Below are 13102 nucleotides of genomic sequence, written 5' to 3'. Positions count from 1 at the left end.
GCGGAGGCCAATCGCGCGAGCAGGAAATGGGTGAGGAGCTTGAGGGGAAGCCATGATCATGTCCGTTAACCGCGCGGCGAAGAACAGCTTGTGTCGCCTTTTCCTGGGCGCCTCCGCCATCGCGCTTCTGGCCGCGGGTCAGGCTGCCGCGCAGACTGCCGATCCGGTCCAGGACGATCAGGCGGCGCCATCGAAGCCCGCCGGGTCGGGATCGTCGGGCACCTTCTCGGGCACGGCGAGTGCGCGGTCGGGCACAGCGACGAGCGGACAGGGATCGGCATCAAGCACCTCGGGCACTTCGGGCGCCTCGCAGGATGTGGCGGACACGCCGCCCGACACCGAGCGCGATGAGATCGTCGTCACCGGCGTCCGCCAAAGTCTGGCTAATGCGCAGAACATCAAGCGCAACTCGGATACGGTGGTCGACGCGATCACGGCAGAGGATATCGGCGCGCTGCCCGATCGATCGGTGAACGAAGCGTTGCAGCGCGTTCCAGGCGTCGCGATCAGCCGCTTCGCCGCTCCCAACGACTCGCAGCATTACTCGGCACAGGGGTCCGGTGTCGTCATACGCGGCCTCAGCTATGTGCGCGGCGAATTCAACGGCCGCGATGCGTTCGCTGCCGGTGGCGGTCGCGAGATCGGCTTCAACGACATTCCCTCCGAGATCGTCGGATCGATCGAGGTGTTCAAGAATCTGAGTGCCGACCTGGTCGAGGGCGGCATTGCCGGCACGGTCAACATCAACACCCGCAAACCGTTCGATTCGAAGGAGAACCTGCTCTTTCTGTCCGGCGGACTCAACTATGGCGACCTCGAGAAGCGTGCGTCGCCGCAGGGAGTCGCGCTGATCTCGCGCCAGTTCGACGCGGGCGCGGCGGGCCGGTTCGGCGTGCTGGCGAGCGTCACCTATCAGCGTATCCGCAGTCGCGCCGACTCGGTCTTCGTGTCGTCGATGCTGCCGCGGTACAATGACGACCGGAACGGCAACGGCGTGCAGGACACGGGCGAGGGCCGCGTGATCAATGCGGGTACGCCGTATCAGTCGACTTTGTTCGATACCTTCCCGGTCCCCGCCGGCCGCGACTTCGTCTACGCGCCGCTGGGCGGCGGATCGCGCACCCAGGATTTCGACCGCAACCGCATCGGCTATTCGGGCGCCGTCCAGTACGAGAACGCGTCAGGATCGGTGCTCGTCACCGGCCAGTTCCTGCGCGCCGAGTCGAAGGAGGAGTGGCTGGAGCACACGGTCGAGCCCAACGTCTATTATGGTGACGTCACCACCACCTTCCCGGTCGGATCCAGCGGCTTCACCTATGACGACGACGGCATCTTCACCAGCGGCACGATCGGCAAGCGCACTGGTCAGGTGCAGGGCAATCGGCCGGGCGTAGGCTATGGCCCACTGACCCAGTTCGCACCGAACGGCGTGTTCACGACCGAAAGCAACCGCCACTTCTACAGCAAGTCGATCACGCAGGATCAGTCTCTCAATATCAAGCTCGAGCCGACGGAGCGCCTGCACCTCAACCTGGACGGGCAGTATGTCACGTCCAAGGTCAAGGTGATGGACGACATCCTGGATACCGCCACCTTCTCGCAGACCTTCATCGATTTGCGCGGCGACACGCCGGTCATCCAGTCGATCACGCCGGGCTTCGACACGGCAAGCTATTTCGCCAACCCGAATTCGATCTACTTCCGCGATGCGTTCAACGGTCGCCAGTCGAACGACGGGCACGAATACGCATTTCGAGCCGACGCGCAGTATGACGTCAGCGAGGACTCGTTCCTGCGCAACGTTCGCGTCGGTGGTCGCTATTCCGATCGCAAGCAGTTGGTGAAGGCCGTCGACTATAACAACTGGGGTTACCTGTCGGAAACATGGTCAGGCAACGGCCCGATCTCGTACGCCAATCTGCAACCCGGCGAGGGGCAGCTGTACAACTTCACCGACTTCTTCCGGGGCAAGGCGACGACGCCGCCAAGCGCGACATTCGTGCCTGACGCGATTCTGGGCGACCACGACGCGTTCACCGACCTGTTGCGTCGCGTGACTGCCCTCGGAGGGGGCAGCTATCGTCCGGCCGAGGACCGGACCACCGCCGACGGCTCGCCCTTGGTCGACGGCGTCTACCTGCCCAGCGAGCTGTACCGCAATCGTGAGCGGACGCTGGCCTTCTATGCTCGCGCCGACTTCGGCATCGACGATTTCGGTAACGGCATGAGCCTGTCGGGCAATGTCGGCTTGCGCTATGTCAACACGCGCGATGAATCCACTGGTGCCATCACCTTCCCGCAGCAAAGCCAGGTTTTCGATGCGAGCAATCTGGGTAATGACCTGAACGGACAGCCCTATCCGAGAACACTGGCCGGGTTCTGCCGGTCTCAGGTAGAAAAACCGAATGGTCAGGGCACCATCGCGGCGATCTGTACGGTGCCTGCCGCACAGCAGGCGGCGATCGTCGCTTTCGCGAACGGCTCCTCCACTCCGGATATCGCGAAGCAGAAATTTGATTTCTGGCTGCCAAGCCTGAACGTCAAGTTGCAGCTGACGCCCTCCTTCCTCATCCGCGGTGCCGCATCGAAGGCGATCTCGCGGCCGAACTTCGGCGACCTTCGCAACTATGTCGGCGTCAGCCCCTCCGGCTCGAATACGGCGGGTAATTTCGGTTTCGCCGCACAATCGCGCAATCCGTTCCTGCGGCCGGTGGAGGCGAAGCAGTTCGATCTGACTGCGGAATGGTACTTCGCCAAGGTCGGTTCGTTGACCGGCGCACTGTTCTACAAGGATCTGTCGAACATCATCGTCGACAATTACGGGTACACCCGTACGCTGACCAGCAACGGGCAGACGTTCGACATCCAGGTCAATGGTCCCGCGAACGTATCCGGCTCGTCGTCGATCAAGGGCGCCGAGATCGCGTATCAGCAGACATGGGACTTCCTGCCCGGCGCTTTGCGTGGGCTCGGCATGCAGGCGACCTATACCTATGTCGACGCGGGCAAAATCCCGAACCCGGTGCCGGCGAACGGCGCGGCCGATGGCAGCCGTCCGCCGCAGGATGTGGCCGGTCTGTACGACAATCTGCCGTTGCAGGGATTGTCGAAGCACAACTTCAACGTGGCAGGATTCTACGATCTCGGCGCTTTCTATGCCCGCGTGGCGTATAGCTGGCGCTCGAAGTTCCTGTTGACGAACCGGGACTGTTGCTTCCCGTTCCTGCCGGTCTACTCGCTGGCTACCGGGCAGCTCGACGCCTCGGCGTTCGTGACGGTCAATAAGAACTTCAAGATCGGCATTACGGGATCGAACCTGCTGGATGCGAACACCCGCACCAACTTCGCGTTGAACGGCCAGGGACTGGAGGCGTTCAACCGGGTGTTCAAGAACGATCGCACCTATACGCTGACGGTGCGCCTCACCTATTAGGGGCGACGACAGGCAGATAACGGGTGCGCGGCGATATGACGGTGACGGACCGACACGACACCGTCGTCGCGCGCGCACCCCGCGTTGCGGAACGCAGCAACGTCACGCCGGAGATATTCGCCAACGAGATCGCGAAGGGCGACCGGCCGGTCGTGATGCGCGGGCTGGTGGCACACTGGCCCGCCGTCGCCGCTGCGCGTCAATCGGTCGAGGCGATGGCCGATTATCTGCTGGACGCGGCATCGGACGCGCCGGCGAACGTGATGGTCGGAGCGCCGCAGATCGGCGGCCGCTTCTTCTACCGCGACGATTTCGATGGGTTCAATTTCGAGCGGGCGAAAGTCACGCTGCCGGTGCTGCTGCACCAGTTGGTACAGCAGCAAAGCGATCCCGTCGTGCCCGCGCTCTATGCCGGCGCGACGCTGATCGACGAGAATTTTCCGGGCTGGCCGGCTGCCAACCCGTTGCCACTGCTGCCGCCGGATGCCTTTCCGCGCCTGTGGCTGGGCAACGGCAGTCGCGTATCGACCCATTACGACATATCGAGCAACGTCGCTGCGGTGGTCGCGGGGCAGCGGCGCTTCGCGATCTTTCCGCCCGAGCAGGGACCGAACCTGTATGTCGGACCGCTCGACCATACCATGGCGGGGCAGCCGGCCAGCATGGTCGACCTGGAGGCGCCGGATCTGGCGCGCTATCCCCGGTTCGCGCGGGCACTGGCGGCAATGACGGTGGCCGAGTTGGAGCCCGGCGATGCTATCTACGTCCCTTCGATGTGGTGGCACGACGTGAAGGCGACTGGGCCGTTGAACGTCCTGGTCAATTACTGGTGGGGTCGCGCAGGGGAGATGTCGCCGTTCCCGGCACTGATCCACGCCATTCTGACCATTCGCGACCTGCCATCCGGCGAGCGGGATGCCGTGCGAAGCTGGTTCGACATGTATGTGTTCGGACCGGGAGCAAGAGAAGCGGCGGACCATCTGCCGCCCCCTAGCCGTGGGGTACTGGGCGCCCCCTCGCCGGAGCGGACCGCGCGCATCCGCGCCTATCTGCAGCGGACGCTGGAGCGAGACTGACCGATCAACGGCCCGCCTGGATCAGGATCGCATCCGACGGTAGCAGATGATCGAGGAAGGGCAGGATGGCCGCGCCAATCGCCGGGCCGTCCTGCGCCATTGCGGCCGGAACGATGCGGGTATGCGACGGCAGGTCATGGGCCGCCAGCGCCCTGGACAGCGCGTCCGCCATCCGCTCGATCAGCGACATCGGCAGGCGGCCGCCGATCAGCACGGCGTCGGGGTCGAACAGGCAGTTGATTGCGATCAGAGGGCCGGTGAGCGAGCGGACCGCATCGTGCAGCCAAGCATCCACCACCGGCGCAGCGGCATCCGGAATGGCGTGGACGTCGACGCGGTGGCCGGCAGCATGCAGCCGTTCCAGCAGCGCAGATACCGATACCGTATCCTGGATCGTGGCGCCCATGCGACCGGCGGTGGGGTCGGGCATCAGGCCGATCTCGCCGGAGCGGGCATTGGCGCCGCGATGATAGGTGCGATCCATCACCACCCCGCCGCCCAGACCCGCACTGACGAGAAGGTAGAAGAAGCTGGGATTGTCGAACCCGCTGCCATATTCCGCCTCGCCCAGCGCGGCGGCGGCGGCATCGTTGTCGCAATGGATGGGCCAGGGCAGGATGTCGCCGAGCAACCGGGTCAGGTCGGTCGTCGCCCAAATGCCATAGCCGCCCGGCCGGCCGGGCAGGGCGATGCGGCCGAGATCGTCCGGCATCGCCACGCCCACACCCAGGATGCGCGTGCGATCGATGGCACCCTCCGCCAGGGCAGCGTCGAGATGCTCGCGTACGAAGGCTGCGACATCCTCGGGCAGCGCAAAGGCCATATCACGCGATGCACGAGCACGGACCACGCCAGCGAGATCGAGGATGACGAGAGTCAGGTGATCGCGATCGACGTTCAGCCCGATCGCAAACGCACCATCCGGCTCGACCTCCAGTTGCAGTGCGGGCTGGCCGCGGCCGCCCTGCTTGCGCCCCGTCACCTTGACCAGGCCCATCTCGGTCAATCGGCTCGTAATGTTCGCAATGGTCGGGGCGGTCAGCCCGGTCTGTTGCGCGATATCGACGCGGGTCGTTGTCGAGGAGATGCGGATCGCCTGTAGCACCGTGCGGAGATTGTAATCGCCGGCCCGCGCCAAATTGGTGCCGGACAGGCTGCGCGACAGCCGCCGTTCCCGCGTATCCGTGGGCGTTGAGGTGTCGGCCCCACTCCCGATTTCGTCGATTGCCGGATCTTGCAAAGCGTTTCCCACATCGCTGGCCGCTGACGGCGTCGAATTTGCGGCTACCGTCCGACGACTTTGTCCGCAACGTCGTATACGATGATGCTGCTCGTTATCGGGCAATCCGTCGATTTATCGAGCAGGCTCTATCATGACCGCTGCGCCACCCGATGCGGCAAGGGATAGCGTCACGCTGTCGGCGCGCGTCACCTCGCGGGCGCTGATGGCCAGGTCGGTCGGCGCGGTGCCGTCCTGCCACATCCGCACGGTGAAGCGCCCCCCTCCCAGAAAGGTGAGCGGCAGTACGACCGTCCGGGCAGCGACAGTCATCGCCCCGACGAACCAGGTCGTGCCGCGACGGCGGGCGATCACGACGTCCTCTCCCAATCGGCCCCGAAGGAAGCGGGTCTCGTGCCAGGACGCAGGCACGGCGGCCAGGAAATCGAGTCCCGGCTGGCCGCGATACGCATCGGGCGTATCGGCGACCGATTGCAGCGGGCTCTCGTAGACCACGTACTTCGCCAGTTCCGCTGCGCGCGTGGTCTGCACCTGCGGCCCGGTGGCGGTGATCGCGAAGGTCTCGGGCGTGCGGTTGCGGTACGCGCCCGGCGTATAATCCATCGGGCCGGCCAGCATGCGGGTATAGGCGAGCGTGACGTTGTGGCGTGCGGTGATCCGCGCCGTCCATTTGTTGTACTCGGCACCCAGCACGCCCTCCTGGGTCAGGAAGTGCGGCCAGGTTCGCGTCATGCCCCAGGGGTGGGTGGCGCCGTGCAGGTCGAGCAGCAGGTGGTGGCGCGCCGTCGCCGCAGCCAATCGATGGTAGAAGCCGATCATTGCCTGATCGTCGCGGTTCATGAAATCGACCTTGATTCCCTTGACGCCGTTCTGCGCGAGGAACGGCAGAATGCGATCCATGTCGCGGTCGAGCAGCGCCCAGTGGACCCAGACGATCAGCCCGACGCCGCGCTGCCTGCCATAGGCGACCAGACCGGGCAGATCGATGCTGGGCACCGTCCGCGTCGCATCGGCACCGGGGTATAGGGTCCCTCCGCCGCCGCTGTTCACGTACCAACCCTCGTCGACCATCGCATAGGGCAGCTTCAGCGAGGCGGCGAAGTCAATAAAGGCCTTTTGCGTTGGGTCGTTCGATCCGGCGACGGGGACGCCCTGCAGCAGCGGCCCCGACCACCAATCCCATGCGGTCTTCCCCGGCTTCACCCAGGCGAAGTCGCCCTTGGGGGCTGGGTTCAGGCTGGTTAGCAGTGTGTTCTCGATCAGGCGTCCGGGCTGGTCGGCGACCATGATCACGCGCCACGGCGATACGACGCCGCGGCCGACGTCGAGCACGACGGCAACCGCAGGATCGTCGGGACGACGGGTCAGCCGCACCGCGGTTCCGAGCGCGCCCGTTTCCATGCCGGTCAGGTACATGGCCGGCCAGTCTTCCACCGCCGCCTCCGCGATCGCGATCGTCGGACCGGTCGCCCCAGTCTCGCAGACCAGCGGCACCTCGTAGAGATTGTGTGGACGGATCGCCGACAGTCGGACGGGATCATACTCGCCCTCGTGGCTGGTGCCGAAGCTGCCGAGGTTCAGCCCGGTGCAGGCATAATCGGCCGGCATCGCGAACTGGGTCAGTTCGTTGGCGAGCCGCAGGCGGGGCAGCTCGGGCTGTTGCGGCACGGCGTACCGAAAGGCGATGCCGGTGTTATAGGCGCGCAGGATGATGTCCAGGCGACGGTGTGCGCCGTCCTTCTCCGCGAAATGGACGACGATCTGGTTGTATCGCTCGGCCACCTGCGCGACCTTGCCGGCAGGCAGCCGGTAACGATCCTCGCCCCGCGTCGCATCGACCTTCGTCGCGCGCAGGCCGTTCGCCAGCTTGGCATAGCGCTCGAATTCTAGCCCGAATACCGATGGAGCAATGATCACCGTTCCATCAGCCGATAGGGTATAGGTCGGCTGGTCGGCCGCATTGGAACCCAGTGTCACGGTAAGGCGGCCATCCGGTGAGCTGACGCGCTGGGCCGCCGCCGGCGTCGCTACGTTGGTCGCCAGCGCCACCATCATCGTCGACCACCGCATCCGCTTTGCCCCCATGCCCTTGTTTCGTCGCCTTGAAGCACAGCGCTGAGATAAAACAAAATTGAAAGATGAATTGTTGACTGGGTGCCGGTGCGGTTGTCACTCTCGGCATAGGTGAACAAGGCGGAAGACGGTTGGGAGTGGATGCATGATGCTGAATCGGCGCGAAACCTTGGCTGCCGCTGCGCTGTTGGGAATGGCGCCGCGCGCCGGCATCGCCGCGCGTTCGCAATCGCGCCCGCCGTGCAACGCCCGCGCCTCGCGTGAGGCAAGGGCGCTGCTCGCCTATCTATGGTCGATCTACGGCCGGCGAACGCTAACCGGGCAGCAGGAAATACCGCGTGCGCCGAACGGCAAACCGCGCGAAGTCGACTACATCCGCGAGGCGACGGGAATGGCGCCGGCAATCCTGGGGCTAGACTATATCGATCCCGACGACGAGGTGGGGGTCAACGATCGCGCGACTGCCTGGCATCGTGAGGGCGGCGTTGTCAGCCTGTGCTGGCACTGGGGCGCACCGGACATCGGAACCGGCTACGAAAACTCGAAGAAGGATTTCGACGTCGCGCGCGCCTTGACGCCCGGTACGACGCAGAACGTCGCGATGATGCGGCAGATGGCGCATGTCGGCGACCTGTTGACCGTGCTGCGCGACCGGCGGGTGCCGGTATTGTGGCGGCCGTTCCACGAGTTCAGCGGCACCTGGTTCTGGTGGGGTAAGCACGGCCCCGACGGCTTCAAGCGGCTGTGGCGGCTGATGTACGATTACTATGTGCGCGAACGGGGACTGAACAACCTGCTATGGGTGCTGGGCTGGGCGGGACAGAATGTCGATGCCGCCTATTATCCCGGCGCCGGGCAGGTGGATATCGCCGGGGCAGACATCTACGTTCAGGATCACGGCAATCTGGCGCCGATGTTCGGACAGGTGAAGGCGATCGTCGGCGACACGCTGCCGATCTGCCTGCACGAGAATGGCTCCATTCCTGATCCGGCGACGCTGGGACCGGACGCCGACTGGCTGTGGTTCATGACCTGGCACACCCGCTGGCTCACCGACCCGGCCCAGAACACGCGCGACCAGCTGCGCGCCTATTACCGGTCCGAACGCTATCTGACCAAAGACGAGTTGCCGCGCCTCTGACCCCAGCGTCAGTCAGCGTCGAGATAGGCGGCGACCCAGACGAGTGGCGCGTTCCAATTTATCGCGACTTCGTTCAGTGCATAGGCATTGGCGTCGTTCACCCAACACCGCTGCGGCGCGCATGTGCCGCGCAAGCGCCGGGCGATCGGGTCCGCCATGGCGGTGTTGTTGGGGCCACCGGATAGCGCGCCGGGCGGTGGCCCCGGCAGGGAGGCGTCCAGTTGATGCGCCCAGAATCGGTGATGGGGATTGCGCAACGACTTCCAGCCCATGCCTGACACGTATGACTGTCCAAGCGGGTTGCGGCCCAGAATATAGTCCATCGCGTCCACCGCGCCGTAACGGTACCGCCGATCGCCGGTGAAGCGCTCGGCCAGACCCAGGATCATGCCACGGTTCAGCACAACCGAGCTTGATCCCCACTCATAGCGGGTCGACGCATAGGGCAGCCGATAGCCGGAGCGCGCTCGCTCCCCCAGGAAGCGGTCGGCGGCAGCCACGATACTTGCCCGTGCGCTCCGCCGGATGTCGCCGGGCACAGTGGCCGCCGTCGCCAGCGTGATCGTACCTAGCGTCCCGACATCGCCCCAGTTCGGCGCGTCAACGTCGCCGGTGGGAAGCATCGCACGATAGCGCGCGTCACCCGTTGTCGCGAACAACTCGGCCGCTGCCCAGCCGCGCTCGTCGGCCAGTGCCGCATCGCCGTATCCGCCGCTGCCCGTGAACGTCTGCGGCGCGAGAATGGCGGGGTTGCGCTGCGCGGCGTCCCACGCCCGCCGTGCCGCGTCACGACAGCGGGCGGCGAACGCGGGATCGATCGTCCGCCACAGCCGCGCCGCCTGTGCAGCGACGGCGGCAAGGTTCAGCGTGGCGGCGGTCGACGGCGGATACAGCAGCCGGGTCTCGCGGTCCTCGGCTGGTACCGTCGGCAGCTTGGTCCAGTTCCGGTCGGCGACCTTGTGATGTACCATCCCGCCGGCATCGACGGTGGTCAGCGTCAGCCGGCCTTCCATGTCCTGCGCCCCGACCGGCAGCGCCAGGCGCGTTCCGGCGGGCAACTGCATCCGCAACATCCACTCGACTTCCCAGCGCGCTTCGTCGAGCAGGTCGTCAATGCCGTTGCCCGCCTCGGGCAGGCTGGCCTGTCCATCGGCGAACAGCCGGCGTGCGATCGCCGTCTCGTACAGATTCTGCAGCGTCCACACCGCGATGCCGGCATTGACGACATATTTCCCGTGGTCGCCGGCGTCGTACCAGCCACCGGTCACGTCCAGCGTATAGTCGCAGCCTGGCCACCGATTGCCCTTCTCGTCGACGCCGGCGAAGCATGTCGCCCGTTCGTCGGGATGACCGGCTGCTCGCGCCCATTGGGCGCCGGACCAGCGCGCATCGATCGGCGTTCCCGCCCGCTGCTGATAGAAGAAATTGAGTGCCGCCCGGCCTAGCGGGGCAAATACTCGCTCGGCGACGCGAAACTGTCCGCTTGCGAGACCGCCTGCCTTGATCCGATACTGTCCCGATTGGCGCAGCGCGCTGAAGTCCGCCACATGGACATGGTCGCCTGATGCGGCGTCGTCGCCCACAACAGCGGTCCGGCCACGCAGGACGATCTGCCCACGCGCGTCCGTGACCGACCAGTCGATCGGAGTTGGCGTTGAGTCCGCGATGATGGCGATTTTCTGATCGCTCGGTCGCGCGCCGAGTTGGGCGACGTTTATGGCCGCGGCGGCCAAGGTGGCGAGCAGGATCATGGCAACTCCGATGAACGACAAGCAACTGTCTAGCCGACCGTCTTGTCGCCGATCCATACTTTCGGCGCCTACCTGGCGGCTTGGGATGGTGTCAGCTTGAAAGGGCTAACTGGTAAGCCGGGCAGCGGCACTGTCAGCCTAAATGCAACGCTAGTGGGCGCAGATTTCCAGATCTCTCAGCGGCATGACCCTTGCTCCAGACATATCGGTCCGGTCGTGGTCGAAAGCCTCCCGTCACCCCCGTCGTGATGGCCCGCGGGCCATCAGATTTTCCCGGGCCATCATGGCCCATGTCATGGCCCGCTTTGGGCCGGGATCGACTGAAATCTACCGGGACGTCCTCGACCAGAACCAAGGCAAGAATGGCGGTTTTCCGCCATTTTGTCGATGGTTCTCGGATGTCGTGGAACAGGAAAATGGTGCCCAGAAGAGGACTCGAACCTCCACGACCTTGCGATCGCCAGCACCTGAAGCTGGTGCGTCTACCAATTCCGCCATCTGGGCACGGGGTAGGCGGCGGCCTTTAGGGGGCGTGGAGGAGCCTTGTCAACGGAAGTTTCGAGGGGCAAAGGCGATATCGTGATGCTTTACCGGATGTGAGGGTGATGAAGAACAAGCTGGTGACGCTGATCGGAGGCGGTGGGTTCGTCGGGCGCTATGCGGCCCGCGCGCTGCTGCGCGACGGGGCGCGGTTGCGCGTGGCGCAGCGCGATCCACGCCACGCCTGGTTCCTGCGGACGCAGGGCGGTCTAGGCCAGACCCAGTTCGTGGCGGCCGATGTGACCCGGCCGGACACGATCGCGCGCGCCGTCGCCGGCGCGGACATCGTCGTCAACCTGGTCGGCGTGCTCGCCGGAGCGTTCCAGCGGGTCCATGTCGACGGGGCGCGCATCGTCGCCGAGGCGGCGAGTGCGGCGGGTGTCGAGGCGCTGGTGCATGTCTCGGCGATCGGCGCCGATCCGGATGCCGCCTCCGCCTATGGCCGCAGCAAGGGCGAGGGGGAGCGTGCCGTACGTTCGGCCTTTCCGCAGGCGACGATCCTGCGTCCGTCGATCGTGTTCGGACGCGAGGATGCGTTCGTCAATCGCTTCGCCGGCATGGTTGCGGCCAGCCCGGTGGTGCCGGTGCTGCGCGCCCCGGTGAAGTTCCAGCCGATCTTCGCGGGCGATGTCGGCGACGCCATCGCTGCCGCGGCCGGTGACCCCGGCAAGTTCGGCGGACGGACGTTCGAACTCGGCGGGCCGGACGTGATCTCGATGGGTGAACTGATCCGCTTCATCGCCGACACTATCGATCGCTCTCCGTCGATCATCGAACTGCCGGATGCGGTCGGCTCGCTGCTGGCCAGCGTGCCGTTGTCGCCGATCAGTCGCGATCAGTGGCTGATGCTTCAGCGCGACAACGTGGTGTCGGCGGACGCGGAAGGCGTCGCGGCACTGGGAATCGCGCCCACGCCGCTGGCCGCCATCGCGCCCGAGTATCTCGTCCGGTTCCGCAAGCAGGGCCGGTTCGGCCGGCGTTCGATCGAACAGGCGCTCTGACCCTCCCTCCGTTCGGGAAACCGACATGAACGATCTGCTGACCGCCATCATCCTCGGGATCGTCGAGGGTGTGACGGAGTTCCTGCCCGTGTCGTCCACGGGCCATCTGGTGCTGGCTACCGAGTTGCTGGGCTTCAATGCGGCGGACTGGGCTGTCTTCAACATCGCCATTCAACCCGGCGCGATCCTGGCGATCGTGGTCCTCTACTGGCGTACGTTCATGGCGGTGCTGACCGGGTTGATGAAGCGGGAGCCCAACTCGATCGCGTTCGTCCGCAACCTGCTGATCGCCTTCCTGCCCGCCGCGGTGCTGGGCTTCGCGTTCAACGACCGTATCGAGCTGCTGCTGGAGAACGCCCAGGTGGTCGCATGGGCGCTGATCGTCGGCGGGGTTGCGATCCTGATCGTCGAGCGGCTCGCCAGGACCCAGAATGTGGGCGGCATCGCCGGCGTGTCTGCCGGCCAATCGATCAGGATCGGGCTGGTCCAGTGTATCGCGATGATTCCCGGGGTCAGCCGTTCGGGTGCGACGATCATGGGTGCGATGTCGCTGGGGATCGATCGCCGAACCGCCGCTGAGTTCAGTTTCTTTCTGGCGTTGCCGACCCTGACGGGGGCGACGGTGCTCCAGCTGGCGAAGCATCACGATCAGATCACCGGCGCGGGACTGCGGTTGATGGGTGTGGGATTCGTCGTGTCGTTCGTGGTGGCGTTGGCGGTGGTGAAAGGCTTCATGGCCCTGGTCACCCGGCACGGCTTCGCCCCATTTGCATGGTACCGTATTGCGGCGGGCACTGCCGCCCTCTTGCTCCTGCGAGCCGGTTAGGTCCGAATGCTACCCATTATC

The 13102-nt window shown here is 65.4% G+C and carries 8 protein-coding genes and 1 tRNA gene; 5 read left to right on the top strand and 4 right to left on the bottom strand.

The window, feature by feature from the left end; genetic code table 11:
• The first annotated feature begins 52 nt into the window (after positions 1–52).
• Together ABC319_RS09405 and ABC319_RS09400 are read left to right on the top strand one after the other, a co-directional pair.
• Positions 53–3433: a TonB-dependent receptor gene (locus ABC319_RS09405; protein WP_413069969.1), complete on the top strand. Its 3381-nt coding sequence runs from the start codon at positions 53–55 to the stop codon at positions 3431–3433.
• A gap of 41 nt (positions 3434–3474) precedes the next feature.
• Complete coding sequence (locus tag ABC319_RS09400) at positions 3475–4509, top strand: cupin-like domain-containing protein (RefSeq protein ID WP_413069968.1); 1035 nt, start codon at positions 3475–3477, stop codon at positions 4507–4509.
• A 4-nt stretch (positions 4510–4513) separates the two neighbouring features.
• On the opposite strand, the gene ABC319_RS09395 is transcribed toward ABC319_RS09400, so the two are convergent.
• Entirely contained in the window at positions 4514–5749 is a 1236-nt protein-coding gene (locus tag ABC319_RS09395) for an ROK family transcriptional regulator (protein WP_413069967.1), read from the bottom strand.
• A gap of 114 nt (positions 5750–5863) precedes the next feature.
• Positions 5864–7819 carry a glycoside hydrolase family 97 protein gene (locus ABC319_RS09390; protein WP_413069966.1) on the bottom strand — a complete coding sequence of 652 codons (1956 nt, stop codon included), beginning with the start codon at positions 7817–7819 and terminating at the stop codon, positions 5864–5866.
• Between the two features lie 148 nt (positions 7820–7967).
• Between ABC319_RS09390 and ABC319_RS09385 the strand changes: the two genes are divergently transcribed.
• Positions 7968–8963: a glycosyl hydrolase gene (locus ABC319_RS09385; RefSeq protein WP_413069965.1), complete on the top strand. Its 996-nt coding sequence runs from the start codon at positions 7968–7970 to the stop codon at positions 8961–8963.
• An 8-nt stretch (positions 8964–8971) separates the two neighbouring features.
• Here the strand turns inward: ABC319_RS09385 and ABC319_RS09380 are convergent, their stop codons facing one another.
• Positions 8972–10714: a glycoside hydrolase family 9 protein gene (locus tag ABC319_RS09380; protein WP_413069964.1), complete on the bottom strand. Its 1743-nt coding sequence runs from the start codon at positions 10712–10714 to the stop codon at positions 8972–8974.
• Positions 10715–11131: 417 nt separating this feature from the next.
• Positions 11132–11218 (bottom strand) — tRNA-Leu (locus tag ABC319_RS09375).
• A gap of 101 nt (positions 11219–11319) precedes the next feature.
• Between ABC319_RS09375 and ABC319_RS09370 the strand changes: the two genes are divergently transcribed.
• On the top strand, positions 11320–12255 hold the full coding sequence (locus ABC319_RS09370; protein ID WP_413069963.1) for a complex I NDUFA9 subunit family protein: 936 nt from the start codon (positions 11320–11322) through the stop codon (positions 12253–12255).
• A gap of 25 nt (positions 12256–12280) precedes the next feature.
• Positions 12281–13081: an undecaprenyl-diphosphate phosphatase gene (locus ABC319_RS09365; RefSeq protein WP_413069962.1), complete on the top strand. Its 801-nt coding sequence runs from the start codon at positions 12281–12283 to the stop codon at positions 13079–13081.
• Positions 13082–13102: the final 21 nt, after the last annotated feature.

The organism is Sphingomonas phoenicis, assembly GCF_047238005.1.
GTDB lineage: Bacteria > Pseudomonadota > Alphaproteobacteria > Sphingomonadales > Sphingomonadaceae > Sphingomonas.
Note: the sequence above shows the minus strand (reverse complement) of the source record. Positions and strands in the feature narration are given on the sequence as shown.

What these genes read in the sequence shown, in the direction of transcription:
- ABC319_RS09405 (WP_413069969.1), top strand. Translation starts at nt 53, where the DNA reads ATGATCATGTCCGTTAACCGCGCGGCGAAGAACAGCTTGTGTCGCCTT.
- ABC319_RS09390 (WP_413069966.1), bottom strand. Translation starts at nt 7,819, where the DNA reads ATGCGGTGGTCGACGATGATGGTGGCGCTGGCGACCAACGTAGCGACG.
- ABC319_RS09385 (WP_413069965.1), top strand. Translation starts at nt 7,968, where the DNA reads ATGATGCTGAATCGGCGCGAAACCTTGGCTGCCGCTGCGCTGTTGGGA.
- ABC319_RS09380 (WP_413069964.1), bottom strand. Translation starts at nt 10,714, where the DNA reads ATGATCCTGCTCGCCACCTTGGCCGCCGCGGCCATAAACGTCGCCCAA.
- ABC319_RS09370 (WP_413069963.1), top strand. Translation starts at nt 11,320, where the DNA reads ATGAAGAACAAGCTGGTGACGCTGATCGGAGGCGGTGGGTTCGTCGGG.
- ABC319_RS09365 (WP_413069962.1), top strand. Translation starts at nt 12,281, where the DNA reads ATGAACGATCTGCTGACCGCCATCATCCTCGGGATCGTCGAGGGTGTG.